The sequence below is a fragment of the Oerskovia turbata genome (assembly GCF_000718325.1).
Lineage (GTDB): Bacteria > Actinomycetota > Actinomycetes > Actinomycetales > Cellulomonadaceae > Oerskovia > Oerskovia turbata.
This window is the reverse complement of the sequence record NZ_JOFV01000004.1, coordinates 18,637-44,080: the sequence shown is the minus strand read 5'-3', so window position 1 is coordinate 44,080 and position 25,444 is coordinate 18,637. Positions and strand designations below refer to the sequence as shown.

26 protein-coding genes and 1 pseudogene are annotated in these 25,444 nt (G+C 73.3%); 16 read left to right on the top strand and 11 right to left on the bottom strand.

What is annotated here, in order from left to right; translation table 11 throughout:
- Positions 1-43 precede the first annotated feature (43 nt).
- The 3 genes from IE95_RS0104750 to IE95_RS0104740 all read right to left on the bottom strand — a co-directional run bounded on the left by IE95_RS0104750 (position 44) and on the right by IE95_RS0104740 (position 4,467).
- Positions 44-2,347, bottom strand: coding sequence for a DEAD/DEAH box helicase (locus tag IE95_RS0104750; RefSeq protein WP_030150489.1), 2,304 nt, complete (start codon positions 2,345-2,347; stop codon positions 44-46).
- Positions 2,348-2,744: 397 nt separating this feature from the next.
- Positions 2,745-3,776 carry an alcohol dehydrogenase AdhP gene (gene adhP, locus IE95_RS0104745; RefSeq protein ID WP_030150488.1) on the bottom strand — a complete coding sequence of 344 codons (1,032 nt, stop codon included), beginning with the start codon at positions 3,774-3,776 and terminating at the stop codon, positions 2,745-2,747.
- A 193-nt stretch (positions 3,777-3,969) separates the two neighbouring features.
- Positions 3,970-4,467, bottom strand: a complete 498-nt coding sequence (locus IE95_RS0104740) for a hypothetical protein (RefSeq protein WP_206053296.1) — start codon at positions 4,465-4,467, stop codon at positions 3,970-3,972.
- Between the two features lie 154 nt (positions 4,468-4,621).
- Between IE95_RS0104740 and IE95_RS0104730 the strand changes: the two genes are divergently transcribed.
- The 7 genes from IE95_RS0104730 to IE95_RS0104700 all read left to right on the top strand — a co-directional run bounded on the left by IE95_RS0104730 (position 4,622) and on the right by IE95_RS0104700 (position 10,058).
- Positions 4,622-5,179 (top strand): Rieske (2Fe-2S) protein, encoded by a 558-nt coding sequence (locus IE95_RS0104730; RefSeq protein WP_084689832.1) that lies wholly within the window; start codon positions 4,622-4,624, stop codon positions 5,177-5,179.
- 229 nt (positions 5,180-5,408) lie between these two features.
- Complete coding sequence (locus tag IE95_RS0104725) at positions 5,409-6,548, top strand: histidinol-phosphate transaminase (protein ID WP_030150485.1); 1,140 nt, start codon at positions 5,409-5,411, stop codon at positions 6,546-6,548.
- On the top strand, positions 6,545-7,144 hold the full coding sequence (gene hisB, locus IE95_RS0104720) for an imidazoleglycerol-phosphate dehydratase HisB (RefSeq protein ID WP_030150484.1): 600 nt from the start codon (positions 6,545-6,547) through the stop codon (positions 7,142-7,144). Before IE95_RS0104725 ends, hisB begins: the two co-directional genes overlap by 4 nt.
- 86 nt (positions 7,145-7,230) lie before the next feature.
- A complete protein-coding gene (locus IE95_RS0104715) occupies positions 7,231-7,749 on the top strand; it encodes a hypothetical protein (protein WP_030150483.1) in 519 nt (172 codons plus the stop codon).
- Positions 7,746-8,393, top strand: a complete 648-nt coding sequence (hisH, locus tag IE95_RS0104710; RefSeq protein WP_030150482.1) for an imidazole glycerol phosphate synthase subunit HisH — start codon at positions 7,746-7,748, stop codon at positions 8,391-8,393. Before IE95_RS0104715 ends, hisH begins: the two co-directional genes overlap by 4 nt.
- Positions 8,394-8,511: 118 nt before the next feature.
- Positions 8,512-9,243 (top strand): bifunctional 1-(5-phosphoribosyl)-5-((5-phosphoribosylamino)methylideneamino)imidazole-4-carboxamide isomerase/phosphoribosylanthranilate isomerase PriA, encoded by a 732-nt coding sequence (gene priA / locus IE95_RS0104705; protein WP_030150481.1) that lies wholly within the window; start codon positions 8,512-8,514, stop codon positions 9,241-9,243.
- A 107-nt stretch (positions 9,244-9,350) separates the two neighbouring features.
- The gene (locus tag IE95_RS0104700) at positions 9,351-10,058 is read left to right on the top strand and encodes an SseB family protein (RefSeq protein ID WP_036571118.1); all 708 of its coding nucleotides are present in this window, start codon (positions 9,351-9,353) and stop codon (positions 10,056-10,058) included.
- Between the two features lie 105 nt (positions 10,059-10,163).
- On the opposite strand, the gene IE95_RS0104695 is transcribed toward IE95_RS0104700, so the two are convergent.
- The 6 genes from IE95_RS0104695 to IE95_RS0104670 form a co-directional block, all read right to left on the bottom strand.
- Positions 10,164-10,595, bottom strand: a complete 432-nt coding sequence (locus IE95_RS0104695) for a spore germination protein GerW family protein (protein ID WP_051702742.1) — start codon at positions 10,593-10,595, stop codon at positions 10,164-10,166.
- Between the two features lie 10 nt (positions 10,596-10,605).
- Positions 10,606-11,379 (bottom strand): S1C family serine protease, encoded by a 774-nt coding sequence (locus IE95_RS0104690; RefSeq protein ID WP_030150478.1) that lies wholly within the window; start codon positions 11,377-11,379, stop codon positions 10,606-10,608.
- On the bottom strand, positions 11,376-12,113 hold the full coding sequence (locus tag IE95_RS0104685) for an efflux RND transporter periplasmic adaptor subunit (protein ID WP_240666234.1): 738 nt from the start codon (positions 12,111-12,113) through the stop codon (positions 11,376-11,378). The genes IE95_RS0104690 and IE95_RS0104685 overlap by 4 nt, the downstream gene beginning before the upstream one ends.
- A complete protein-coding gene (locus tag IE95_RS0104680; RefSeq protein WP_030150476.1) occupies positions 12,110-12,463 on the bottom strand; it encodes a DUF1844 domain-containing protein in 354 nt (117 codons plus the stop codon). Before IE95_RS0104680 ends, IE95_RS0104685 begins: the two co-directional genes overlap by 4 nt.
- Before the next feature lie 278 nt (positions 12,464-12,741).
- Positions 12,742-14,244 carry a catalase gene (locus IE95_RS0104675; RefSeq protein WP_036571063.1) on the bottom strand — a complete coding sequence of 501 codons (1,503 nt, stop codon included), beginning with the start codon at positions 14,242-14,244 and terminating at the stop codon, positions 12,742-12,744.
- A gap of 141 nt (positions 14,245-14,385) precedes the next feature.
- Positions 14,386-14,820, bottom strand: coding sequence for a Fur family transcriptional regulator (locus IE95_RS0104670; RefSeq protein WP_030150474.1), 435 nt, complete (start codon positions 14,818-14,820; stop codon positions 14,386-14,388).
- 398 nt (positions 14,821-15,218) lie between these two features.
- Between IE95_RS0104670 and infC the strand changes: the two are divergent.
- The 8 genes and pseudogenes from infC to IE95_RS0104630 all read left to right on the top strand — a co-directional run.
- Positions 15,219-15,759 (top strand): annotated as a pseudogene (gene infC, locus IE95_RS21335) (translation initiation factor IF-3); the annotation flags it as partial.
- A gap of 525 nt (positions 15,760-16,284) precedes the next feature.
- Complete coding sequence (gene rpmI, locus IE95_RS0104660; protein WP_030150472.1) at positions 16,285-16,479, top strand: 50S ribosomal protein L35; 195 nt, start codon at positions 16,285-16,287, stop codon at positions 16,477-16,479.
- Positions 16,480-16,555: 76 nt separating this feature from the next.
- A complete protein-coding gene (gene rplT, locus IE95_RS0104655; protein WP_030150471.1) occupies positions 16,556-16,942 on the top strand; it encodes a 50S ribosomal protein L20 in 387 nt (128 codons plus the stop codon).
- Between the two features lie 38 nt (positions 16,943-16,980).
- Positions 16,981-17,892, top strand: a complete 912-nt coding sequence (locus IE95_RS0104650) for a TrmH family RNA methyltransferase (RefSeq protein WP_240666235.1) — start codon at positions 16,981-16,983, stop codon at positions 17,890-17,892.
- Positions 17,889-18,518, top strand: coding sequence for an RNA 2',3'-cyclic phosphodiesterase (thpR, locus tag IE95_RS0104645; RefSeq protein WP_030150469.1), 630 nt, complete (start codon positions 17,889-17,891; stop codon positions 18,516-18,518). Before IE95_RS0104650 ends, thpR begins: the two co-directional genes overlap by 4 nt.
- A 289-nt stretch (positions 18,519-18,807) precedes the next feature.
- On the top strand, positions 18,808-19,899 hold the full coding sequence (gene pheS / locus IE95_RS0104640) for a phenylalanine--tRNA ligase subunit alpha (RefSeq protein ID WP_030150468.1): 1,092 nt from the start codon (positions 18,808-18,810) through the stop codon (positions 19,897-19,899).
- Entirely contained in the window at positions 19,899-22,484 is a 2,586-nt protein-coding gene (pheT, locus tag IE95_RS0104635) for a phenylalanine--tRNA ligase subunit beta (RefSeq protein WP_030150467.1), read from the top strand. The genes pheS and pheT overlap by 1 nt, the downstream gene beginning before the upstream one ends.
- A gap of 4 nt (positions 22,485-22,488) precedes the next feature.
- Positions 22,489-23,346: an SDR family NAD(P)-dependent oxidoreductase gene (locus IE95_RS0104630; protein ID WP_036571109.1), complete on the top strand. Its 858-nt coding sequence runs from the start codon at positions 22,489-22,491 to the stop codon at positions 23,344-23,346.
- 92 nt (positions 23,347-23,438) lie between these two features.
- On the opposite strand, the gene IE95_RS0104625 is transcribed toward IE95_RS0104630, so the two are convergent.
- Both IE95_RS0104625 and IE95_RS0104620 read right to left on the bottom strand, forming a co-directional pair.
- Positions 23,439-23,804 (bottom strand): hypothetical protein, encoded by a 366-nt coding sequence (locus tag IE95_RS0104625; protein WP_240666236.1) that lies wholly within the window; start codon positions 23,802-23,804, stop codon positions 23,439-23,441.
- Between the two features lie 92 nt (positions 23,805-23,896).
- Positions 23,897-24,883: a DUF389 domain-containing protein gene (locus IE95_RS0104620; protein WP_030150464.1), complete on the bottom strand. Its 987-nt coding sequence runs from the start codon at positions 24,881-24,883 to the stop codon at positions 23,897-23,899.
- A 168-nt stretch (positions 24,884-25,051) separates the two neighbouring features.
- Between IE95_RS0104620 and IE95_RS0104615 the strand changes: the two genes are divergently transcribed.
- Positions 25,052-25,390, top strand: coding sequence for a hypothetical protein (locus IE95_RS0104615; RefSeq protein ID WP_030150463.1), 339 nt, complete (start codon positions 25,052-25,054; stop codon positions 25,388-25,390).
- Positions 25,391-25,444 lie beyond the last annotated feature (54 nt).

Genomic DNA, 25,444 nt, shown 5'->3' with positions numbered 1-25,444 from the left:
GCCGTGGGCAGCGCGGCCGATCTCGTCAGCGCCGTGAGTGCCGTCAGCGCACCCCGAGCACGAACGGGTGGACCGCGGCGGCACCTGCCTGGCGCAGCAGGCGCGCGGCGACCGTGAGGGTCCAGCCCGAGTCGGTGTAGTCGTCGACCAGGAGGATCCGGCGCCCCGCGAGACCGGCCCGAGCGGGCCCGGACAGCTCGAGCTGCAGCCGTTCGACGACCCCTGCCAGCCGCATGGCCGAGTTCACGTCGTGGCGACCGGGCTGCTCGCGGCCCGGCACCGGACCGACCGACCCGACGAGCGGACGGTCGAGGTAGCGTGCGAGCCCGCCCGCCAGGTGCTGGACGAGGTGGGGGCGCGTGGCCGACCGGACGGACACGACGCCGTCGAGCAGGAGACGGCGTGCGGGAGCCGACTCGTCGGCCGTCCCCTCCGCGGTCGCGGCGCCGCCGGCGGGCGCCCCGGCTGCCACGTCGGCGCCGCCGGTGGTGGGTGCGGCCGCGTACAGCGCGTCCCACTCGTCGAGCACGCGTGCGGCCGCGCGCCGCAGCGCGACGGGCGTCTCGCCGTCGGGCACGCCGGGCGCGAAGAGCTCACGCAGCGGACCCGACCAGCCCAGCCCGTCGAGGCGCGCGACCGCGCGCCCCGGGGACGCGAGCTCCTCGGGGGACAGGCGGCCCTTGAGGTCGAGCCCCATGCGGTCGAGGCCCGTGGGCCACTGGCGTCGTGCGACGACCTCGACGCCCGGTCGGTCCATGTCGGCGCGCGCTGCGGACACGGCCTCGGCGTCGGGGGCCGCAGGCAGGTCGACGCCGCCGCAGCGGTCGCACCGGCCGCACGTCCAGCCGGGTTCGAGCTCGGGGTCGTCGAGCGTCGCGCGCAGGAACGCCATGCGGCAGCCGGTCGTGGCCTCGTAGTCGATCATGGAGCGCTGCTCCGCGAGCCGGGTCTGCTCGACGCGTGCGTACCGGTCGGCGTCGTAGACCCACGGCTGCCCGGTCGAGACCCAGCCGCCCTTGACGCGGCGCACCGCGCCGTCGACGTCGAGGACCTTGAGCATGGTCTCCAGGCGCGAGCGCTTGAGGTCGACCTGCGTCTCGAGGGCCGCGACCGACTGCGTGCCTCCACCCGCCTCGAGGGCCGCGAGCGTCTCGCGGACCTGACGCTCGGCGGGGAACGCGAGCGAGCCGAAGTACTCCCAGATGCGCCGGTCCTCCTCGCCGGGCAGCAGCACCACGACCGCGCTGTCGACGCCACGTCCGGCGCGACCGACCTGCTGGTAGTACGCGATGGGGGACGAGGGCGCGCCGAGGTGCACGACGAACGCGAGGTCCGGCTTGTCGAAGCCCATGCCGAGTGCCGAGGTCGCGATGAGCGCCTTGACCCGGTTCTCCTTGAGGTCGGCCTCGAGCTGTTCGCGCTCGGTCGTGTCGGTCTGTCCCGTGTACGCGGCAACGGCCAGCCCGGTCGCGCGGAGCTGGCTCGCGACCTGCTCGGCGGCCGAGACCGTGAGGCAGTAGACGATCCCCGAGCCGTCGACGTCCTGGAGGGTCTCGGCGAGCCACGCGATGCGGCTCGGCTGGTCCGGCAGGTTCAGGACGGCCAGGTGCAGCGACTCGCGGTCGAGGCCGCCGCGCAGCACGAGCACGTCCTCGCGGGGCCCGCCGAGGGCACCGGTTGCGGCACCCGTGGCTCCCGCACCGACCGACGCCCCCGTGACTCCGAGCTGCTCGGCGACGTCCGCGGTGACGCGCTCGTTCGCGGTCGCGGTCGTCGCGAGCACGGGGATGCCCGGGGGCAGGTCCGCGAGCAGGGTGCGGATGCGCCGGTAGTCGGGGCGGAAGTCGTGGCCCCAGTCGGAGATGCAGTGCGCCTCGTCGATCACGACGAGGCCCGCGTCCGCTGCGAGCCGGGGGAGCACCTCGTCGCGGAAGCCCGGGTTGTTGAGCCGCTCGGGTGAGCAGAGGAGCACGTCGACCTCGCCCGCGGCGATCGCTGCGTGCACCTCGTCCCACTCCGTCATGTTCGAGGAGTTGATCGTCACGGCGCGGATCCCGGCGCGGGCCGCGGCCGAGATCTGGTCGCGCATCAGGGCGAGCAGCGGCGAGACGATGACCGTGGGGCCCGCGCCGCGCGAGCGCAGCAGCGAGGTCGCGACGAAGTAGACCGCGGACTTCCCCCAGCCGGTGCGCTGGACCACCAGGGCCCGACGGCGGAACGCGACCAGGGCCTCGATCGCGAGCCACTGGTCGTCGCGGAGCGCCGCGTCCTCGCGGCCCACGAGCGTGCGGAGCGCGGCCTCGGCCTCCTCGCGCAGGTCCTTGCCCTCGAGGAGCCCGCGCAGCATGGCGACCTTGGCGAGCCGCGCGGCATCTGCGGCGTCGGCGGCAGGGTCGGACGACGCCGAGTCGGCCGCCTCTGCCGGCGCGTCCACCTGGCCGGCGGAAGGGGCCGGGGTCGTGCCAGGAGCAGCGGCACGGCGCACCGGGGCGGCCCCCGCGTCGTCGGGGACCGGAGGCTCGTCGTAGAGGTCGGCGGGGGGCTCCGACGCGAAGTCGGGAGGGAGGTCGGCGTACGGGTCGTGCTGGTCACGGGGGAACGAGGTCACCCAGCGATCGTAGGCGTTGGGTGGGACAGCGCGCGGTCGTACACAGGCGAGGCCCGGTGCGTCCGACGCGATCCGGTCGGTCGCACCGGCCCCTCGACGACGGGCGGGGACGGGCAACGGCCCCCTCCGGGGGTCCTCAGGAGCGCATGTCCATGACGACGCGCCCGTCGATCGCGCCCCTCTCCATCTCGCTGAAGATGTCGTTGACGTCGCTGAGCGGTCGCACGGTGTAGGTCGGGGAGACCTTGCCGCGCGCGAAGAAGTCCAGGGCCTCGGCCATGTCCTTGCGGGTCCCCACGATCGAGCCGCGGACCGTGAGGCCGAACAGGACCGTCGTGAAGATGTCGAGCGGGAACTTCTCGGGGGGCAGGCCCACGAGGGACACCGTGCCGCCGCGGCGCAGCGCGCCGACCGCCTGCGGGAAGGCGTGCGCGTTGACGGCCGTCACGAGCGCGCCGTGCACGCCGCCACCGGTCTTCTCCTGGATCTCGGCCGCGGCGTCGGCCGAGGTGGCGGCGTTGACCGTGACCTCGGCGCCGTGCCTTCGGGCGAGGGCGAGCTTGTCGTCGTCGACGTCGACCGCGGCGACGCGGCGCCCCATCGCCACGGCGTACTGCACGGCGATGTGCCCCAGACCGCCGATCCCCGAGATCAGGACCCACTCGCCGGGCTGGGTGTCGGTCTGCTTGAGGCCCTTGTAGACCGTGACGCCTGCGCACAGGATGGGGCCGACCGCGGAGTCCTCGACGCCGTCGGGGATGATCGGGGCGTAGCGGGAGTCGACGAGCATGTACTGGCCGAACGAGCCGTCGACCGAGTAGCCGCCGTTCTTCTGGTGCGGGCAGAGGGTCTCCCAGCCGGTCTCGCAGTACTCGCACTCGCCGCACGCGCTCCAGAGCCAGGCGTTGCCGACCTTGTCGCCCACCGCGACGCGCGTGACCTGGTCGCCGACGGCCACGACGGTGCCGACGCCCTCGTGGCCGGGCACGAACGGCGGGGACGGCTTGACCGGCCAGTCGCCGTGGGCGGCGTGCAGGTCGGTGTGACACACGCCGGTGTAGTCGACCTTGACGAGCGCTTCGTGGGGTCCAGGGGTGGGGACCTCGACGTCGTCGATCGTGAGCGGCGCGGCGAACGTGTGGACGACGGCTGCCTTCATGGTGCTCATGACTCTCCTCCAGGAGCGGACACCGGGGGGTGGTTCGAGCCGTCGACGGGCGCGGCAGGCGCGACGGGACGCGCTGCGCGTCCGAAGATGTCCGGCTCCTCGACCGTATCCGAGCGTGCCGTCGGGTGCCCGGCGAGTGCCGGGGAACGCGCGGCACGGCGACGAGGAGCGTCACGTGCGGTGTCCGCCCAGGTCACACGTCCTTCCGCGAGCGGCCCGGCGCCCGACGGCGTTCGACCACGAGCGCCAGCAGCGCGCCGACGAGCGCGACCCACTCGGCGACCGCGGCCGTGACCTGCTGGACCCCGCCGACCGTCTCGTTCACGCCGAAGAACCCGACGGTCGTCGAGAGGTAGAACGCGCCCAGGGTCGCGACCGAGAAGCCGATCGCCCCCAGGAGCGGCAGCCAGTGCCGCCACACCAGGACCAGGAGCCCGAGCGCGAACCCCGCGACCGCGTTGAGCAGGAACAACGGACCCACGACCTCGATGTCCTGGTAGCCCTGGACGTAGAGGAACAGGTGCACGTCGGCCGACAGCAGCAGCCCCGCGGCCGTCACGCCGCGCAGCAGCCACGCACCGCGCGGGAGCGGCGGAGGTGTGGGCGGGGTGCCCGACGCCGGGGAGCGCCTTGCGGTCGAGCCGGTCGAGCTGGTCGAGTCGCCGGTGGGAGGAGGTCCGGACGCGTCCATGAGGTGCTCCGAGTGCTCGGGGGCAGGCGGGCTGCGTGCTCCGGCGCGAGCAGGGGCGCGTGCCGGGCGGGCGGCGCCGCGCTCGCGCGCGGCACGTTGCCCGATGCTTCAATTGAAGGACCGATCGACCCGGGACGCACGGCGGAGGGTGACCATGAGGACCTCGACCACGCCGGTGGCCCCGGCCCCCACCCAGGTGCCCCCGACCCAGGCGCCCCCGCCCCTCACGCAGGCCGTGCCCCCCACACGGGCGGTCGCACCCGCGTGCGACCTCGTCTCGCGGCGCTCGCTCCTCGTCTCCGCGGGCACGGGTGCCGGTGCGCTGGTCCTCGCGGCCTGCTCGGGCGGCGGGGGAGGCGGTGGTGCGGACGGGACCACGGGGGAGGGCGGGGCGACGAGCGCGACGTCCGCGGCGCCGTCGGGCACGGTGGTGACCGCCACGGGCGACGTGCCCGTGGGCGGTGCGGTGTCGGTCCAGGTCGACGGCGCGCCCTACCTCGTGACCCAGCCCGAGGAAGGGACGTTCGAGGCCTTCAGCGCGATCTGCACGCACCAGGGCTGCACGGTCGCGCCGGGCGACGGCGAGCTCGACTGCCCGTGCCACGGGTCCCGGTTCGACCTCAGCACGGGCGACGTGCTCGCCGGCCCGGCGCCCTCACCGCTGCCACGGCTCGCCGTCACGGTCAGCGGGACCGACGTCGTCACCGCCTGACACCCTGCCGGCCCCGACCGCGCCAGCCGTCACTCGACCGCCGCCCGTCGTGCAGGCCGCCGGCCGCCGACCGCGGGCAGGCTCACCGCCCGCCTGCCGGACGTCCACCGCTCGGGCACGAACGGCTTCGTAGACTGTCCTGGTGACCACTCCACTCCTCGAGTCCCCGGACGGCGCACCCCAGGCGGGTGCCTCCTTCTCGCAGCCCCGCGCGCACGCCGCGTCCGAGGTGCACCTGCCGGTGCGGGCCGAGCACGCGGGGATCGAGCCGTACGGGGCGCCCCAGCTCGACGTCCCCGTCCTGCTCAACGTCAACGAGAACCCCTACGCGCCCTCGGCCGAGGTCGTCGCGACCATCGCCGCCGACGTCGCCGCTGCCGCCGCGACCCTCAACCGCTACCCGGACCGCGACTTCCTGGGGCTTCGGCAGGACCTCGCCGACTATCTCGCGGGGGAGTCGGGCGTGCGCGTGGCGCCCGAGCAGGTCTGGGCCGCGAACGGCTCGAACGAGATCATGCTGCACCTGCTACAGGCCTTCGGCGGCCCAGGGCGCACCGCGTTGTCCTTCGCGCCCACCTACTCGATGTACCCCGAGTACGCGCGCGACACCTCGACCACCTGGGTCGCCGGGCGCCGTGAGGAGGACTTCACGCTCGACGCCGACGCGGCGCGCGCCGCGATCGTCGCGCACGCCCCCTCGGTGATCCTCCTGGCCAGCCCCAACAACCCGACCGGCACGGCCCTGTCACGCGAGGTCGTCGAGGCCGTGTGCGAGGCGGCGCTCGCGGTCACGCCGCACGGCGCCGAGCCGGGAACGTCCGCGGTCGTCGTGGTCGACGAGGCGTACGGCGAGTTCCGTCGCGCAGGTGTCCCCTCGGCCCTCGAGCTGCTCGAGCGCTACCCCAACCTCGCGGTCACGCGCACCATGTCCAAGGCGTTCGCGCTGGCCGGGGCCCGCGTGGGATACCTCGCCGCCGCGCGACCGCTCGTGGACGCGCTGCGCGTCGTCCGCCTGCCGTACCACCTGTCGGCCGCGACGCAGGCCGTCGCGCGCGCGGCGCTCAAGCACTCGGCGTCCCTGCTGGCCCGGGTCGACGACCTGCGGGCCGAGCGCGACGCCACGGTCACCTGGCTGCGGGCCCAGCGCCCGGCCGCCCTGGACGGCGAACCCCTGCGGGTCGCCGACTCCGACGCGAACTTCGTCCTGTTCGGCACCTTCCCGGACCGCCACGCGATCTGGCAGGGCCTGTTGGATCGAGGCGTCCTCATCCGGGAGACTGGACCGGACGGATGGCTGCGGGTGTCGATCGGCACACCGCACGAGATGACGGCGTTCAAGGACGCCCTGGTGGAGGTGGCAGGACTGTGAAGCGCACCGCGCGCATCGAGCGCGCGACGTCGGAGTCGAGCGTCCTCGTCGAGCTGGACCTCGACGGGACCGGCAAGACGGACATCTCGACGACCGTCCCGTTCTACGACCACATGCTGACGGCTCTCGGCAAGCACTCGCTCATCGACCTCACGGTCAAAGCCACGGGTGACACGCACATCGACGCCCACCACACGGTCGAGGACGTCGCGATCACGATCGGCGAGGCGCTCAAGATCGCGCTCGGCGACAAGGCGGGCATCTCGCGCTTCGGCGACGCCATGGTCCCGCTCGACGAGGCGCTCGCGCTCGCGGTCGTGGACGTGTCGGGCCGCCCGTACCTCGTGCACGAGGGCGAGCCCGCAGGACAGGAGTACCACCTGATCGGTGGCCACTTCACGGGGTCGCTCACGCGGCACGTGCTCGAGTCGATCGCGCACCACGCGGCCATCTGCATCCATGTGCGCGTGCTCTCGGGCCGCGACCCCCACCACATCGTGGAGGCGCAGTTCAAGGCGCTCGCCCGCGCGCTGCGGTTCGCCGTGGCGCCCGACGCCCGGGTCGACGGCATCCCGTCGACCAAGGGTGCCCTGTGACCTCCGAGCCGACCACCCCCGCTCAGCCCGACGGGCCCGAGCACGGCGATCACCCCCGCGACCCGCGGACGACCGAGACGGACGACATGACCACCCCGCAGAACCCCGCCGACGAGCCCGAGCTGGACCTGGAGATCCCGGACGACATCTCGAGCCTGCTCACCCCGTCCTCCGACCCCGAGGTCGCGGTCCTCGTGACGCAGATCGCGGGTGCCGAGCCGCTCGCGGCCGCGTGCTCGATCGCGCAGGTCGAGGTCGACGCCGTGCCCACGGGCATCGGTGCGCTCGCGGTCCTGCGCGACCGGTCGGGCGACGCCCCGCAGCGGGCCGCAGCCGCGATCTCGACGCTCGTCAAGGGCGTGCCCCTGATCCTCCTCACGCGGCGCGGCGAGCAGATCACCGCGACGCGCTGGGAGGACGGGGTCGAGGGCGACACGCTCGCCCCCGGCCTCGTGCTCGGCGGCGCCCCCGAGGAGCTCGAGGACCTCGTGACGGGCCAGGCGGCCGTCGCGGACCTGCAGGGCGTCGTGCCCAGCGCGGACATCTCGCGCTGGAAGGCCATGCGCCTGCTCACGGCCTCCGCCCGCAAGGCGCGCAAGAAGTGAGCGAGGGGCCCTCGGTCGTCGTCCTCGACTACGGCTTCGGAAACGTCCGCTCGGCGGTGCGCGCGCTCGAGCGCGTCGGGGCGCGCGTCGAGCTGACCGCGGACCGTGCGCGCGCGTCGGAGGCCGACGGCCTGGTCGTGCCTGGGGTCGGGGCCTTCGCCGCCGTCATGGCGGGGCTCAAGGCGGTGCGCGGCGACCAGATCGTCGAGCGCCGGCTCGCGGGCGGCCGTCCCGTGCTCGGCATCTGCGTCGGCATGCAGGTCCTGTTCGACGAGGGTGACGAGCACGGCACCCTCACCGAGGGGCTCGGCGAGTGGCCGGGCATCGTCGACCGCCTCGAGGCGCCCGTCGTCCCGCACATGGGGTGGGACACCGTCGAGGTGCCCGAAGGCTCGGTGCTGTTCGACGGGATCGCCGACGAGCGGTTCTACTTCGTGCACTCCTACGCGGCCCGCCACTTCTCGCTCGGCGTCGACGAGCCCGTGGGCGCGGCGTTCCGCGCCCCGCTCGTCACGTGGTCCGACCACGGGGGCCGGTTCGTCGCGGCCGTCGAGAACGGTCCGCTCTCCGCGACGCAGTTCCACCCGGAGAAGTCCGGCGACGCCGGTGCCCGCCTCCTGGAGAACTGGGTCCGTTCGCTCTGACTCCTCGTGCGGGCTGGGCGCATGCCCTGCCCGCTGCTCGACCGTCCCATCGCGTCACCCGGTGCCCGCGCTCCGCGCGTGCACCCACCCACTCGTGAATCCTCGGAAGGACCACCTCATGACCGATCGTCTCGTCCTGCTGCCCGCCGTCGACGTCGCCGCCGGGCAGGCGGTGCGCCTCGTCCAGGGGGAGGCGGGCTCGGAGACCTCGTACGGCGACCCGCTGTCGGCGGCTCTCGACTGGCAGGCCGGCGGTGCCGAGTGGGTGCACCTGGTGGACCTCGACGCGGCCTTCGGTCGCGGCTCGAACGCCGAGCTCCTGGCCGACGTCGTCGCGCGCCTCGACGTCAAGGTCGAGCTCTCCGGTGGCATCCGGGACGACGAGTCCCTGGCCCGTGCGCTCGCGACGGGTTGCGCGCGCGTGAACCTCGGCACCGCGGCTCTCGAGAACCCCGAGTGGACGGCCAAGGTCATCGCCGAGCACGGCGACGCGATCGCGGTCGGGCTCGACGTGCGCGGCACGACGCTCGCGGCCCGCGGCTGGACGCAGGAGGGCGGCGACCTGTGGGAGGTCCTCGAGCGCCTCGACGCGGCCGGGTGCTCGCGCTACGTCGTGACCGACGTGACCAAGGACGGGACGCTGCGCGGCCCGAACATCGACCTGCTGCGCGAGGTCGCCGCGCGCACCGACGCCCCGGTCGTCGCGTCGGGCGGCATCTCGAGCCTCGCGGACCTCGAGGCGCTGCGCGCGCTCGTGGGCGAGGGCGTCGAGGGGGCCATCGTCGGCAAGGCCCTGTACGCGGGCGCGTTCACGCTGCCCCAGGCCCTCGACGTGGCAGGCCGTCCGTGACCTCGTTGGGCTCGCCCGCTCCGGCTGCCGACGACCCGCACGCGGGGCACGCGCACGGCGCGTCGCCGTTCTCGAAGGGCCCGGCGGGCGAGGGGACGGGCAAGGCGCTGCCCCCGTCGTCGGGCTTCTCGGACGACGACGGCTCGGCCGACCCGGCGCTCACGAGCGTCCTGGCGGACTTCTCGGCGGGGACGGCGAGCCTCACCGAGGTCGTCGCCCGGCTCGGTGGCACGCGGCTGCTCATCCCCATCCTGGCCGAGCTCGAGACGTCGGGCGTCGGCGAGCACGGGCAGAAGGTCGACAAGGAGGCCTCGGCGGGCGTCGTGGCGCTCGAGGCTCCCGACGGACGGCGGGCGCTCCCGGTGTTCTCGAGCGTCGCGAGCATGGCCGCGTGGCGTCCTGACGCACGTCCGGTCCCGGTCGACGCGCCGCGCGCGGCCCTGTCGGCCGTGAGCGAGGACTGGTCCCTGCTGGTCCTCGACCCGTCGGGGCCGGTCACGGTCCTGGTCCCGCGCCCTGCGGTGTGGGCGCTCGCACAGGGCAAGCAGTGGGCGCCCGCGGTCGCGGACGGTGTGGTCGCGGCCGACGTCGCGGCGGAGATCGCGGACGCGGTCTCGGGGATCGAGCACGTCGCGGCGGTCCGCGCCGAGACGGGGCGCAGCGCAGAGGTCGCGGTCGTGCTCTCGATCGACTCGGGGCTCGACAGGCGCGGCCTGGACGTGGTGCTGGCCCAGGTCAACGCGGCCCTCGCGGGAAGCGACCTGGTCTCGGAGCGGGTCGACTCGCTCGAGCTGCGCATCGGGCGCGCGGACTGACCGGCCGGCGCGACGTCGTCGGGCGCCGTGCGGGGGCCTCGCAGTGCCCGTGCAGGCCCGACGACGTCGCCCGCCTCGCGCCGCGCCGCTGACGTGCGCGGTGGTTCAGCGGCGACGGCGCCCCAGGACCCAGCCGCCCACGAGCGCCAGGACCACGGCCACGACCTGGCCACCCAGGACGACCCGGTTGAGGTCGAGGGCGGGATGCCAGCGCGTGCCGTCGGGGCCCACGGCGTAGACGCCGACAGGGCGCACGTGCACGCCGTAGCCCCCGCCGCCCCCGGCTCCCTCGCCCGAGCCCTCGCCCTGCCCGGCATCCTCGGCCGAGGATCCCGTGGACCCGTCGAGCGCACCCACGCCGTACCCGTAGCCCGTCCCGGTGCCGCCCCACACCTTGGCCACGGGGATCACGAGGGTCCCGTCGCGCTCGTAGGCGTCGCCGAAGACCTTGCGCACCGAGAAGGCGTCGCTCGCCGCGCGGGTGACGAAGGTGGGGTCGGGTCGACCTGCTGCGTCCTTGCTGCTGTCGCTGCTCATGCCTCGCAGCCTACGAGCAGGGCGGCAGGGTCGCGAAGGCTGACGAGTCGTCGAGCATCGCGCGCAGCGTCGAGACGGGCACGAGGAGCGACGCGTCGGTCGACTTCGCGTAGACCACGCCGATCACCTCGCCGGCCTCGTTGAGCGCCGCCGACCCCGAGCTGCCGGGTTCGACCTGGGCGTCGGTCACGAGCACCTGGCCCAGGTTCTCGTGCAGGGGGTCGGTGGCGGTCCCCACGACCGTGCCCTGCGTCACGGTGAGCTGGCCGCCCTCGGGGTAGCCGACGACCGTCACGGTGTCGCCCTGGGCCGGGTCGGCGGCGGCGAGGGTCGGGGCCGAGGGGAGGTCGTCGCTCGTGCGCACGATCGCGAGGTCCGCGAGCCCGGCCGCGCTCGCCGTCTCGACCTGGATGTCGCGGCCGTCGTACGTCAGGACCTGGAGGGACTTCGACCCCTCGACCACGTGCTTGTTGGTGATGAGCGTGCGGTCGTCGAGCGCGAAGCCCGAACCGGTCGAGAGCGACGAGCACCCGACGTTGCGGATGCGGACCGCCATGCGCTTGACCGCGTCGAAGCCGTCGGGGGACAGGTTCTCCGACCCGACGGGATCGGCCTGGGGCGCCACGCTGGGCACGACCGAGGTCGGCATGGGCTCGGGCAGCTCCGGCAGGATCCCGCACCCTGCGGCGAGGGCGGCGACGAGGGACACGGTGACGGCCGCCGTCACGGCGCCGGTCGCCGGTCGGGCGGACGAGCGGCGCCCGGGGCGTCGTGCGCTTCTCACTGCTCGAGCTCCTGCTGGAGCTCGGTGTTGGCGGCGGTCGCGGCGTTGCACAGGTCGTCGACCTGGGTCGCGAAGCGTGCGAGGTCGTCGGGGTTGTAGGCGTCGCGGTTGTTGAGGTAGCCGATGAGCTCGTCCTGGGCGGTGGTGCACTGGCCGAGGGCCGCGGCGACCGTGCCGGCGGCCTCGGAGATGCGCGCCTGGTAGTCGAGGTACTGCTGCGAGGCCACGTTCTCGTCGCCCAGCTGGGCCTTCTCGTTCGCGAGCGCGGTGATGCGTTCCTGGGCCGTCGTCAGCTGGGAGCGCGCGGACTCGAGCTCGGCGTTCGCGCCGTCGAGGTCGGCGTCGAGCTGGGCGACCTGGCGGCCGAGGTCACGGGACTCCTGCTCCCACTGCGCGCTGCGGTCCTGCCAGCTCAGGGTCGTGACGAGGAGGTACGCCGCGAGCCCCAGCGCGACGACGAGTGCCGCGGAGAGCACGACGATCGCGACGGTCTTCCCGCGCCCCGGCCGGGTCCGTGCGGGGTCGGCCTCCGGTCCCGTCCGGTCCGCGGCGGACAGGTAGGCCTGCGTCTGCGGGGCAGGCCCGTGCGGGAGCGAGGTCGTGACGCCCGGCACGATCGCCGGGGGAGCGGGCGGCGGGCCCGGGGTTCCGCCGGGCGGGGGCACGACGCCGTCGCCCCCGTGCGCGCTGGACGGCGGGGGAGGCGTCGGCTGCCCGCCCGGCGGGGTGCTCAACTGACCGCGCCCGTGTACTTCTCGCCCGGGCCCTCGCCCAGGGCGTCGGGGTAGACCGAGGCCTCGCGGAACGCGAGCTGGAGCGAGCGCAGGCCGTCGCGGAGCGAGCGTGCGTGCTGGTTGCCGATGTCGGGGGCCGAGGCCGTCACGAGCGCGGCGAGGGCGTTGATGAGCTTGCGTGCCTCGTCGAGGTCCAGGTGCTCCTTCTCGACGGCGTCCTCGGCGAGGCCGCACTTGACGGCGGCGGCGCTCATGAGGTGGACGGCGGCGGAGGTGATGACCTCGACGGCTGCGACGTCGGCGATGTCCCGGGTGGCGTCCTGGGCGATGGGGTCGTTCTCGGTAGTCATGTGCTCATCCTTCCAGAGGGAGCGCGCGCTCGGGACCTGTGCGGACGCCCGGCCGGGTCTGGCGCGGGGTGCGACGGTACGCGGCGGTGCGCTCCGCCGTCGGGCACGCGATGAAGGATGAATAGTGTGCCAAGCGGCCAGGTTCCGACGCCGCCCGGTGCGACGCCCGGCGGCGGTCCCGAGCGCACGGAGGCCGGGCCCGCAGCGAGCGGACCCGGCCTCCGGGTGTCGACGCGCCCTCCAGCCCGACGACGGCGCGCCGGGCAGGAGCGCAGGCGTCAGGAGTGCGCGGGCTCCGACGTGACGCCGGGCTCTTCGGCCGCGAGCGGCGCGGCCTCCAGGGCGCTGCGCAGAGCGGCCCCCAGGGTCGCGTCCACGTTGGTCCAGTACTGGATCGCACGCTCACGGATCGCCAGGCTCTGCACGCCGCCGACCGCCCCCGTGATGGTCTCGAGGAAGCGCGCCCTGGCCGCGTCGTCGAACACCTCGCGGTAGAGCGTTCCGGCCTGACCGAAGTCGTCGTCCTCGGCGTGCAGCGTCGCCGCGGCCCGCGTCAGCTCCCCGTCCGACTCCCACGACCCGACGCCCGCACGGGCCTCGTCGGCCACGGGGCCGCCCAGGCTGTTGGGGGCGTAGACCGGCGTCGAGGGCGCGTTGAACCCGTGACGCTGCGCGCCGTCCTGCGAGTAGTTGTGGACCGGCGCGGCGTGCGGCGCGTTGACCGGGATCTGCTGGTAGTTGGTGCCCACGCGGTACCGCTGCGCGTCCGGGTAGGAGAAGACGCGGGCCATCAGCATCTTGTCGGGGCTGATGTCGATGCCCGGGACCGTGTTCGCCGGCGAGAACGCCGCCTGCTCGATCTCCGCGAAGAAGTTCTGCGGGTTGCGGTTGAGAGTGTGCGTCCCGACCTTGATGAGCGGGTAGTCCGCGTGCGGCCAGACCTTCGTCAGGTCGAACGGGTTGAAGCGGTACGACTTGGCGTCCTCGTACGGCATGACCTGGACGTGCACGTCCCACGACGGGAAGTCGCCGGCCTCGATGGCCTCGTACAGGTCGCGGCGGTAGTAGTCGGCGTCGGCGCCCGCGATGAGCTCGGCCTCCGAGCCCTCCATCTCGACGTTGCCCTGGTTCGACGTGAAGTGGTACTTGACCCAGAAGCGCTCGCCCGCGGCGTTGATCCACTGGTAGGTGTGCGAGCCGAAGCCCGGCATCTCACGCCACGAGCGCGGCAGGCCGCGGTCGCCCATGAGGTAGGTGACCTGGTGCGCGGACTCGGGGGACAGCGTCCAGAAGTCCCACTGCATGTCGGCGTCGCGCAGGCCCGAGCCCGGCAGACGCTTCTGCGAGTGGATGAAGTCGGGGAACTTGATGCCGTCGCGGATGAAGAAGACGGGGGTGTTGTTGCCGACGATGTCGTAGTTCCCCTCGGTCGTGTAGAACTTCACCGAGAACCCGCGCACGTCGCGCCAGGTGTCGGGGGAGCCCTGCTCGCCCGCGACGCTCGAGAAGCGCTGCAGCGTCTCGGTGCGCGTACCCGGCTGGAACACGGCCGCACGGGTGTACGCCGAGACGTCCTCCGTGACCACGAACTCGCCGAACGCGCCACCGCCCTTGGCGTGCACGATGCGCTCCGGGATGCGCTCGCGGTTGAACTGCGCGAGCTTCTCGACCAGGTAGCGGTCGTGGAGCGCCGTCGCGCCGTTCGTGCCGGCGGTCAGCGAATGGGCGTCGCTCGGGACGGGGGTGCCCGTCTGGGTCGTGGTGAAGGGGGTGTTCGTCATCGTCTTCTCCTTCAGGTGAGGGCGTCGAGGGCCCTGAGGCCTGTCTGTGGGTAGGGGGCGGTAGGGACGGGTGCTCCGGGGGGAGCGGTGAGGGGGCGGGCCGGGACGTGCCCGGGCGCAGTGCCGAAGTGCCGACCGGTGTCAGTCCGCGCAGTCAGGGCACAGGCCCCAGTACGTGACCTCGGCGGTGTCGATCGCGAAACCGTTGTTCCCGCTGGGCGTCAGGCACGGTGCGTGCCCCACCGCGCAGTCGATGTCCGCGACGGCACCGCACGAGCGGCACACCACGTGATGGTGGTTGTCGCCCAGCCGCCGCTCGTAGCGGGCCGGGTGGCCCGCGGGTTCGATGCGGCGCAGGAGGCCGTGCTCGGTGAGGGTGTTCAGGACGTCGTAGACGGCCTGGACGGACACCGAGCCGAGGACCTCGCGCGTCGCCCGCAGCACGTCGTCCGCGTCGGCGTGCTGCTGTCGGGTGACCACGTCGAGGACCGCGAGACGGGCGGCGGTCACCCGGAGTCCGCTGTCGCGGAGCTCGGTCTCGTGGTCCGCGGGGCGGACCGTCTTCTCGGTGGGCACGTCCTCACTCTACCCACACTCTCTGGAAGAGTTCCAATGATGGAGGATGTCCAGTGAGTGACGTGTCGGTGAACCGTGGGTGCCGGACGGGGCCCCCGGACACGCGTGCTATTCTTGGTGGCTGACCGACCCGTAGGTTCTCGTCGAAGCTCCGCAAGGCGCTTCGGAGAGCGGACTACGGGTGCGCAAAGTGGATTCCATCCCACCTGAGCTTCAACTGCTGACGATCGTCACGACAGAGGCCGGGTCTCGGTCCGGAGCGTCGTCGTTCTTCACGGCGGCGCGACGGTGTGTTCGTCGCACCCGCGACGACCCGATCGATGGCCTCCTCCCTGCGCTCTGGGACGGGGGCCTTTCCCGTTCCTGGTGGTCTACCGACGACTTCCTAGGAGCATCACATCAGCGAGCCTCGCATCAACGATCGGATCCGTGTCCCCGAGGTCCGACTTGTCGGCCCAGGTGGGGAGCAGGTCGGCGTCGTCCGCATTGAGGTCGCCCTGAGCCTTGCCCAGGACGCTGACCTCGACCTGGTGGAGGTCGCCCCCGACGCACGCCCGCCGGTGTGCAAGCTCATGGACTACGGCAAGTTCAAGTACGAGTCGGACATGAAGGCCCGTGAGGCGCGCCGGAACCAGGCGAACACGGTCCTCAAGGAGATCCGTTTCCGTCTGAAGATCGACCCGCACGACTACGGCACCAAGAAGGGCCACGTCGAGCGCTTCCTCGCTGCGGGCGACAAGGTCAAGGTCATGATCATGTTCCGTGGCCGTGAGCAGTCGCGCCCGGAGATGGGCGTCCGTCTCCTGCAGCGCCTCGCCGACGACGTCGCCGAGCTCGGTTTCATCGAGAGCATGCCCAAGCAGGACGGGCGCAACATGGTCATGGTGCTCGGCCCGGTCAAGAAGAAGGCCGAGGCCAAGAGCGAGCAGCGCAAGCGTGCTCAGGAGGCCGAGCCCCGCCAGACGAAGTCGGCCGCCAAGTCCGCTCCGGTCGAGGTCTCCGAGGAGCCCGCGGACGGCGGTGACGTGCCCTTCGAGGTGCAGGTCGCCGAGGCCGCCGAGCTCGTCGCGTCGGCCGAGGCCGCTGCCGCAGCCAAGGCTGCTGCCGCTCCCGAGCCCGCGCCGGCCCCCGCCGCTGCTCCGGCAGCAGCGCCCCAGGCAGCCGCCCCCAAGGCCGCGCCCCGCGCCTCTGCCCCGAAGGCCGCGCCCAAGGCCGCTGCCCCGGCAGCACCTGCGGCCACGCCCAAGCCCGCGACGGCTCCCAAGCCCGTCGCGGTGCCCAAGCCGGCCGCACTGCCCAAGCCTCCGGCCCCCCGGCCGGCAGCGCCCAAGCCGAGCGCGGCCAAGCCGAAGCCCGGCGGCAAGCCCAGCTGACCAACTGACACCGAGCCAGGCCCACCGGCCACGGCCCGAACACGTCGGGTCCCTCCCGGGATCTCGACCAGACAAAGGAGAAACGGCAGCCATGCCGAAGAACAAGACGCACTCCGGCGCCAAGAAGCGGTTCCGCATCACCGGCAGCGGCAAGGTCATGCGCGAGCAGGCCAACAAGCGCCACCTGCTCGAGCACAAGTCGAGCACCCGCACGCGTCGCCTGTCTGCTGACCAGGTCGTCGCCCCCGCTGACGTCAAGAAGATCAAGAAGCTGCTCGGTAAGTGATCTGCCTGGTGGTCGCGCCCCTGGTGCTGACCACCGCTGAGTCCCTACCTGAGCCCCGAACTGCAAGGAGCATCACGTGGCACGCGTGAAGCGGGCGGTCAACGCCCAGAAGAAGCGCCGTACAACTCTCGAGCGCGCTGCGGGCTACCGCGGCCAGCGTTCGCGTCTCTACCGGAAGGCGAAGGAGCAGGTCACCCACTCCCTCGTCTACTCCTACCGCGACCGCAAGGCGCGCAAGGGCGACTTCCGTCGCCTGTGGATCCAGCGCATCAACGCTGCGTCCCGCGCGCAGGGCCTGACGTACAACCGCCTCATCCAGGGCCTCAAGGCCGCTGGCATCGAGGTCGACCGTCGCGTCCTCGCTGACCTCGCGGTCAACGACGTCACCGTCTTCAACGCGCTCGTCCAGGCTGCGAAGGACGCTCTGCCTGCCGACGTGAACGCCCCGAAGGCTGCTGCCTGATCATCGAGCAGCGACTCTTCCCACCGGACGCCCGCACAGTGAACGATCTGTCCTCAGGTCGCCCCGTACCGTTCTTCCGTCGTGTTCCCGAGGTCTCGAACCCTCGGAGCGACCGGGTCAAGGCGGTACGGGCACTGTCCGGGCGTCCGGCGCGTTCGCGCCACCAGCAGTTCCTCGTCGAGGGACCGCAGGGGGTGCGTGAAGCCGTCCGGCACGGCGCGCGCCTCGTCCGCGACGTGTACGTGACGTCGTCGGCCGCCGACCGCTACGCGGAGATCGTCGACGACGCGCTCGCCGAGGGTCTGCACGTGCACCTCACGACACCCGACGCGTTCGAGGCCATGAGCTCGGACGCCCAGGGCATCCTCGCGGTCGTCCGGGCCCAGGACCTCACGCTCGACGACGCGGTCTCCGCCTCGCCGCGGCTCGTCGCGGTCCTCGCGACCGTCCGCGACCCCGGCAACGCGGGCACGGTGATCCGTGCCGCTGACGCCGCCGGCGCCGACCTGGTCGTCCTCGCGGGCGAGAGCGTCGACGTGCACAACCCCAAGGTCGTGCGCTCCACGGCGGGCTCGCTGTTCCACGTCCCCGTCGTGACGGGCGTGAGCCTCGCGGAGACGGTCGACGCGCTGCGAGCCGCCGGGCTCGCGGTCCTGGCCGCCGACGGCGCCGGGGACCACGACCTCGACGACCTGCTCGACGTCGCCGGCAGTGCGCCTGTCGAGACGCCCGACCTCGTCCGGCCGACCGCCTGGATCTTCGGCAACGAGGCGTGGGGCCTGCCGCCCGAGGACCGCGAGCTCGCCGACGCGGTCGTGAGCGTCCCGATCCGCGGCCAGGCCGAGTCGCTCAACCTCGCGACAGCCGCCACGGTCTGCCTGTACGCGTCGAGCCGGGCACACCGCCCGCGCCGCGCCGACGTGACCGGCGGAGGGGCTGCGGCCCTGTGAAAGGACGGTCGGCGCGACTGTTCGCCGCCCTGTACCCCTCGGACGAGGCCCTCGACCACCTGGGGCTCGCACTCTCCGCCCTCGGTGCGGTCGCGCTCGACGACGGACGCCCCTCGCTGCGCTGGACCCCTCGCGACCTCATGCACCTCACGGTCGCCTTCTTCGGCGAGGTCGCCGGCGGGGCCGCGGACGACCTGGCCGGAGCGCTCGACGAGGTCGCACGGGGCACGGAACCGCTGTCGCTGCACCTGCGCGGTGCAGGGACCTTCGAGGACCGCATCCTGTTCGCAGGCGTGGGCGGCGACGCGGAAGCACTGCGACGCCTGAGCGCCGCGACCGCGGAGGCAGCCTCCAGCGTCGGGCTGCGGCTCGACCGCAGGCCCCGCCAGCGCGCCCACCTGACTGTGGCGCGCGCCTCGGGCCCGCGCAGGACCGGCCGTCGCAGGACCGACCCACAGCCCGGCGGCCCAGGACTGGCTGAGCTCGCGCACGCCCTGGCCGTCTACGAGGGGCCGCGGTTCACCGCCGACGAGCTCTGCCTCGTCGAGTCGACCCCGGGGGCGGGGCGCAGCGGCGGCCCGCTGTACGAGGTCGTGCAGACGTTCGGTCTCGGCGAGCACCGCTGACGCGGCCGCTCGCCCCGCCGGGCCGCCCGGTCGGTCCGCGCGGGATGCCCGGGCGTCTCCACGCCCGCGATGCGGCGATGTGGGACCATGAGCACATGCAGCGCGATGATCGCCGATTTACGTGGCCCGCTCGAGGGCCGCGCGGCTGACGCTGCGCACGTCGACCACAGGACGCCGCGCGGTGGCCTCTGATCGACCGGTCGTGCCCCGGCGGGCGCTCTAGAATCTTCAGTTGGACACGCGAGGTGACCTCTGCGCGTCCGATCCCGATCCCGCCAGGAAGGCACGCATGTCCACCCCTGATCCGGTCCAGCCCGCCGCGCCCTCGCCGCTCGACGGCCCCGCGCTCGAGGCCGTCCTCACCGAGGCCCTCGCCGCCGTCGCGGCCGCGCGCGACCTCGACGAGCTCAAGTCGGTGCGCCTCGAGCACACCGGCGACCGCAGCGCCCTCGCGCTCGCGAACCGCCAGATCGGCCAGCTCGCGCCCGCCGACAAGGCTGCTGCGGGCAAGCTGCTCGGCCCGATCCGCGGTCGTCTCAACCAGGCTCTCGCCGCGCGCACCCAGGTCCTCGAGGCCGAGCGCGACGAGCGCGTCCTGGTCGAGGAGTCGGTCGACGTGACGCTCCCCGTCGACCGCGCGCCCGTTGGCGCCCGTCACCCGCTCGAGACGCTCCAGGAGCGCGCCGCCGACTTCTTCACGGCCATGGGCTGGGAGATCGCGGAGGGCCCGGAGATCGAGGCCGAGTGGTTCAACTTCGACGCGCTCAACTTCGGTCCGGACCACCCGGCCCGACAGATGCAGGACACGTTCTTCCTCCAGGCGCCCGCGGGACCCGACGGCGAGCCCGGGGAGCCCTCGAACCTCGTGCTGCGCACCCACACGTCGCCCGTGCAGGCCCGCACGCTCCTCGAGCGCGAGCTGCCCGTGTACATCGCGTGCCCCGGCAAGGTGTTCCGCACCGACGAGCTCGACGCGACGCACACGCCCGTCTTCCACCAGGTCGAGGGGCTCGCGGTCGACAAGGGCCTGACCATGGCGCACCTGCTCGGCACCCTGGACCACTTCGCGAAGGCGATGTTCGGCCCCGAGGCGCGCACGCGCCTGCGCCCGTCGTTCTTCCCCTTCACCGAGCCCAGCGCCGAGATGGACCTGTGGTTCCCCCAGAAGAAGGGCGGGGCCGGCTGGATCGAGTGGGGCGGCTGCGGCATGGTCAACCCGAACGTCCTGCGCTCCGCAGGGATCGACCCCGAGGTCTACTCGGGCTTCGCGTTCGGCATGGGCATCGAGCGCACGCTCATGCTGCGCCACGGAATTGCTGACATGCACGACATGGTGGAGGGCGACGTCCGCTTCTCGACCCAGTTCGGAATGGGGATCTGATGCCGAACATCGTCATCGACTGGCTCGGCGAGCACGTCGAGCTGCCGGAAGGCCTGACGGCCGAGACGCTGGCCGCCGCGCTCGTGAAGGTGGGTCTGGAGGAGGAGGCGATCCACGGGTCGTCCGTCACCGGTCCGCTCGTCGTGGGCCAGGTCGTCTCGGTCGAGCCCGAGGAGCAGAAGAACGGCAAGGTCATCAACTGGTGCCAGGTCGACGTCGGGACGCACAACGTCGACGGCGTCCCCGTCGCCGAGGGCGGGACCCCGCGCGGCATCATCTGCGGCGCGCACAACTTCGGCCCGGGCGACCGTGTCGTCGTCGCGCTGCCCGGCGCCGTGCTGCCCGGACCGTTCCCCATCGCGAGCCGCAAGACCTACGGCCACGTCTCGGACGGCATGATCTGCTCGGCCAAGGAACTGGGTCTGGGGCAGGACCACGACGGCATCATCGTGCTCGACCGCTACGGGTACTCCCCGGAGACGGGCTACGACACGACGCCCGGCACGGACGCGCTCGAGCTCCTGGGCCTGGGCGACGAGGTCCTCGAGATCAACGTCACCCCTGACCGCGGGTACTGCTTCTCCTACCGCGGCGTGGCCCGCGAGTTCTCGCACTCGACAGGTGCGGCCTTCACCGACCGCGGGCTGGCGACGCGCGACCTGCCCGGTGTGACACCCGACGGGTTCCCGGTCGAGGTCGAGGACAGCGCCCCGATCCACGGCGTGACCGGGTGCGACCGGTTCGTCACGCGGATCGTGCGCGGCATCGACCCGCAGGCGCCGACCCCGGCGTGGATGCAGCGCCGCCTGACCCAGGCGGGCATGCGACCCATCTCGCTCGCGGTCGACATCACGAACTACGTCATGCTCGACCTCGGTCAGCCCCTGCACGCCTACGACCTCGCCAAGGTCGCCGGGCCGATCGTCGTGCGCCGCGCGACGCCGGGGGAGCGGCTCACGACGCTCGACGACGTCGACCGTCGCCTCGACGTCGAGGACCTCCTCATCACCGACTCGCCCGAGGGTGCGCGCGGCTCCCGTGTGCTCGGGATCGCGGGCGTCATGGGCGGGGCCTCGAGCGAGGTCAGCGAGACCACGACCGACGTCCTGGTCGAGGCAGCGCACTTCGACCCGATCACCGTGGCCCGTTCGGCACGCCGTCACAAGCTGCCGTCCGAGGCGGCCAAGCGCTTCGAGCGCGGCGCCGACCCGGCGCTGCCGCCCGTCGCGGCCCAGCGCGTGGTCGACCTGCTCGTCGAGCTCGGTGGCGGCACGGCGGACGACGCCGTGAGCGACCTCAACACGGTCGCCCCCGTCGCACCGATCGTCTTCCCGATCCACGAGGCCGAGCGCCTCGTGGGCGTCGCCTACACCTCGGAGCAGGTCCGCGGCGTGCTCGTCGAGATCGGCTGCACGGTCCGCGACCTCGACGGCGGCACGACACTCGAGGTCACCCCGCCCACGTGGCGCCCCGACCTGACCGGTGCCGCAGAGCTCGTCGAGGAGATCGCCCGGCTGGTCGGCTACGACAAGATCCCGTCGATCCTGCCGCCCGCCCCGGCGGGTCGCGGGCTCACGACCGCGCAGCAGCTCCGACGCTCGGTCGCCCGGGCCCTCGCGGAGGCCGGGTTCGTCGAGACGCTCAGCTACCCGTTCGTGAACCCGCAGTCGCACGACGACCTGCGCCTGCCCGCGGACGACGACCGTCGCCGCGCGCTACGGCTCGTCAACCCGCTCGCGGACGACCACCCCGAGATGCGCACGAACCTGCTGACGACGCTGCTCGGCACGCTCAAGCGCAACGTGGGGCGCGGGAACACGGACCTCGCGATCTTCGAGATCGGCCTCGTGACGCGCCCCGTGGCAGGCGCTCCGGCAGCCCCGCAGCTCCCGGGTGGTGCCCGCCCGAGCGAGCAGGACCTGGCAACCTTGCAGGCCGCGGTGCCGCCCCAGCCCCGTCGGGTCGCGGGCGTCCTGACCGGTCAGCGCGTGGCCTCGGGCTGGTGGGGCGCGGGGCGCGCGGCCGACTGGACCGACGCCCTGGCCGCCGCCCGGCTCGTGGCCGAGCGCGTCGGCGCCGAGGTGGTCGTGGTCGCCGACCGCGACCACGCGCCGTGGCACCCGGGCCGGACGGCGAGGCTCGAGCTGGTGGACGGGACCGTCGTCGGGCACGCGGGAGAGCTGCACCCCAAGGTGCTCGAGACGCTCGGCCTGCCCGCACGGACCGTCGCGTTCGAGGTCGACCTCGACGCGCTGATCGCCGCCGCACCGGGGCAGCCCGTCCAGGCGGAGCCCGTCTCGTCGTTCCCGCTCGCGAAGGAGGACCTGGCGCTCGTCGTCGACGCCTCCGTGCCGGCCTCGGCCGTGCGTGCCGCGATCGAGGACGGGGCGGGCGACCTGCTCGAGGAGCTCGCGCTCTTCGACGTCTACACCGGCCCCCAGGTCGGCGAGGGCAAGAAGTCCCTCGCGTTCTCGCTGCGTCTGCGCGGTACCGACCGCACGCTCACCGCGGAGGACTCCGCGGCCGTGCGGGCTGCGGCGGTCGCCGCGGCGCACGACAAGGTCGGGGCCGAGCTGCGTGGCTGACGTCGTGAGCGTCGCCCCCGCGCGCACCGCCCTCGTCACGGGCGGTACGCGCGGGATCGGTCGCGCGGTCGTGCTGGGGCTCGCCGGTGCGGGCCTCGACGTCGCGGTCCTGGGCCGGGACGCGTCCCGTGTGGACGACGTCGTCGCGCAGGTCCGCGCGCTGGGTCGCCGCTCCGTGGGCCTGGTCGCGGACGTGGGCGACCCTGCCGCGGTGGACGCGGCCGTCGCGCGGGCCGAGTCGGAGCTGGGCGGGATCGACCTCCTGGTCAACAACGCCGGGCGCATCGACGCCGAGGTCCCGCTGTGGGAGGCCGACCCGGACGAGTGGTGGTCCGTCATGGAGACCAACGTGCGCGGTCCCTTCCTGCTCGCGCGAGCGCTCGTCCCCGGGATGCTCGCCCGCGGCGGGGGACGGGTCGTCGACCTGAACTCGGGTGCAGGGTCGCACGACATGGACGGCGCGACCGCGTACAACGCGAGCAAGACCGCGCTGCTGCGCCTGGGCTCGAACCTGCACCTCTCGGGCCACGCGCGAGGTCTGCGGACGTTCGAGGTCGCGCCGGGCGTGGTGCAGACCGACCTGACCGCGTCGATGGACATGCACGCGGGGCGCACCGAGTGGACGCCCGTGGAGCGCACGGTCGAGATGATCGTCGCGATCGCGCGCGGGGAGCTCGACGCGTGGTCGGGGGCTTTCGTGCGGGTCACGCACGACAGCCCGCAGTCGTTGCACGCTGCGGCTGCCGGGACGCCTCGCGCGGACGGCGCGGCCGGCCCGGTCCCCGGCCTGGACGCACGGCGCCTGCGGGTCACTCGTTTCGGCGACGACGACCCGATGCCGGGGGCGCTCCCGGCACGGTGAGACTGCCGCGAGGTAGAGGGTCCGCGTCGAGGTAGAGGGCCCGGGCCCCCTACCTCGGCGCCAGGCCTCTACCTCGCGGGGCACCAAGACGCTCAATGGTTGCGGCGCCCCCGCGAGGCGCCGAACGGCCCGCCCACGAACAGCCCCAGACCGAGCACGAACCCGAAGTCGTACCAGTTCCCGTTGTTGTGGACCTCGTAGATGTTCACCGTGTCGGTGAACAACGAGACCACGAAGGTCACGGGCACGATGATGCCCTGCCACAGGCCGAGCCAGAACCCGGCCGGGCTGCCGTCCGCGGTGGGCGTACCGACGTCGGGGTTGGGGCCAGGGGCGCAGGCAGCGAGCGCGAGCGCCCCGACGACCAGTGCGGCGGAGAGGGCGACGCGTCGGGCTCGTGGTGACGTGAGCGCCGTGCGCGCGGTGCGGTGGGGTGAGACGTCGTGCGTCGGGTGCATGGCCGACCTCCTCGTGGCTGGACCGGACGGTCGCCCCCAGCATCCGCCGGGACGCGCTCCGGCTCAACCGGAGGCTCGCGTCGACCGCCCGGTCAGTCGGATGCCGGCAGTCGCCTCGTCCCGCCGATCACGAGCGTGACGTCGACGTCGACGTCTGCGAGGCCGGCCTCGTCGAGGGCCGTGCGCAGGGTGCCGGGGTCGGCCTCGGGCGCCGGGCCGATCGCCTCGATCTGCAGGACTGACCCGCTGAAGGCGATCCCGGTGATCGTCCACTGCTCCTGCTCGGCCCACGCCTCGGCGACGGGCGCGGCCGCGGTCTTGTCGGCGTTCTGCCGCAGGACGTGCTGGCTGATCGCGCTGAGCGGCACCGCCACGACGAGCAGCGCTGCCGCGACCGTGACGAGGCTCGCGCCGCGCAGCGGCCCCACGAACCTCTCGGTCTCGCCCGCGGCCGTGCGGACCTGGAACAGCAGGAAGACGATCGTGCCGGTCGCGATGATCGCGGCGACGTTGGTCGCGAACAGCAGGAGAGCCCCCAGCGCCTGGTCCGGAGCGCCCGACTCGAGCGTGAGGCCGACGACCGCGAGCGGCGGGACGAGCGAGATCGCGATCGCGACACCGGGCAGCGCGTCCGACACGTCGGCCCGCACCAGGGCGAACGCCCCGACGGCCCCGGTCGCGAGCGCCGCGAGCAGGTCGATGAGCTGCGGGGTGACACGGCCTGCGACCTGGCTGTTGGTCGCCGCGACGATCTCGATCGGGACGAACAGGCCCACGAGGTAGCCGGTCGCGACCACCCCGGCGGCGCCCGCGACGACCAGGAGCGCCGACGAGGTCAGGTTCCGGTGGTCGTTGAGGACGATCGCGAGCGCCGTCCCGACGATGGGAGTCATGAGGGGAGCGACGATCATGGCGCCGATCACGGTGGCTGTGCTGTCAGCCGCGACGCCCGCCGACGCGATGACGGCCGCGAGGATCAGCAGGGTCCAGAACGTGGCCTGCCGGGAGCGCGCCGTCGGTCCCTCGGAGATGAACAACGCGGTGGTCATCCGCTGGATGTCGGCCGTCGTGACGTGCATGCTGCCTCCTGGTGCTGATCGTGCACCCAGCATCACAGGGGGTCGTCGCTCGCGCTCGGTACGCCCCCGGGGGGCGGTTTCGGCCTGGTGCCGGAGGAGCCTCGTCGCGCATGCCACGAGGCGCTCCGCTACGGTCGGGGTTCGACGACGACCTCCGAGGTGACAGACATGCCCCGCCGTTCCGCACTGCTCGTCGGAGTCCTGGCCGTGGCGTGCGGCTCGCTCGCGCTGGCCGCGGCGCTCGGCTCGACCGGGTCCGTCACGATACCGCCCGAGGGTCCGTGGGTGGTCCTGGTGGACGGCCCGTCGGAGGCGGACGCCGAGTGTGCCTCGGACCCGGCGGTCGCCTATGCGTTGACCCCGGCGATCCTGCCGCCGGCCGGGTCGTCGATCGGCCTGCTCCCCGACGCCACCCGCGGCGACGTCCGCAGGGTCGTGGCGTGCCTCGAGGAGCACGTGTCGCCGTCGCGGATCACCGTCGTCACGGCCGGGGCTACGCGCTCCTGACGGAACCTGCTCGTGGACGAGTCCGTTCCTGCGAAGCGTCCGCCGCCCGCTACA

Excerpts from the sequence above, each read along its gene's own strand:
- IE95_RS0104750 (WP_030150489.1), bottom strand. The coding sequence starts at position 2,347 with ATGCTGCGCGGGCTCCTCGAGGGCAAGGACCTGCGCGAGGAGGCCGAG.
- adhP (WP_030150488.1), bottom strand. The coding sequence starts at position 3,776 with ATGAGCACCATGAAGGCAGCCGTCGTCCACACGTTCGCCGCGCCGCTC.
- IE95_RS0104740 (WP_206053296.1), bottom strand. The coding sequence starts at position 4,467 with ATGGACGCGTCCGGACCTCCTCCCACCGGCGACTCGACCAGCTCGACC.
- IE95_RS0104730 (WP_084689832.1), top strand. The coding sequence starts at position 4,622 with ATGAGGACCTCGACCACGCCGGTGGCCCCGGCCCCCACCCAGGTGCCC.
- IE95_RS0104715 (WP_030150483.1), top strand. The coding sequence starts at position 7,231 with ATGACCACCCCGCAGAACCCCGCCGACGAGCCCGAGCTGGACCTGGAG.
- priA (WP_030150481.1), top strand. The coding sequence starts at position 8,512 with ATGACCGATCGTCTCGTCCTGCTGCCCGCCGTCGACGTCGCCGCCGGG.
- IE95_RS0104695 (WP_051702742.1), bottom strand. The coding sequence starts at position 10,595 with ATGAGCAGCGACAGCAGCAAGGACGCAGCAGGTCGACCCGACCCCACC.
- IE95_RS0104680 (WP_030150476.1), bottom strand. The coding sequence starts at position 12,463 with ATGACTACCGAGAACGACCCCATCGCCCAGGACGCCACCCGGGACATC.
- IE95_RS0104675 (WP_036571063.1), bottom strand. The coding sequence starts at position 14,244 with ATGACGAACACCCCCTTCACCACGACCCAGACGGGCACCCCCGTCCCG.
- rpmI (WP_030150472.1), top strand. The coding sequence starts at position 16,285 with ATGCCGAAGAACAAGACGCACTCCGGCGCCAAGAAGCGGTTCCGCATC.
- pheS (WP_030150468.1), top strand. The coding sequence starts at position 18,808 with ATGTCCACCCCTGATCCGGTCCAGCCCGCCGCGCCCTCGCCGCTCGAC.
- pheT (WP_030150467.1), top strand. The coding sequence starts at position 19,899 with ATGCCGAACATCGTCATCGACTGGCTCGGCGAGCACGTCGAGCTGCCG.
- IE95_RS0104625 (WP_240666236.1), bottom strand. The coding sequence starts at position 23,804 with ATGCACCCGACGCACGACGTCTCACCCCACCGCACCGCGCGCACGGCG.
- IE95_RS0104620 (WP_030150464.1), bottom strand. The coding sequence starts at position 24,883 with ATGCACGTCACGACGGCCGACATCCAGCGGATGACCACCGCGTTGTTC.
- IE95_RS0104615 (WP_030150463.1), top strand. The coding sequence starts at position 25,052 with ATGCCCCGCCGTTCCGCACTGCTCGTCGGAGTCCTGGCCGTGGCGTGC.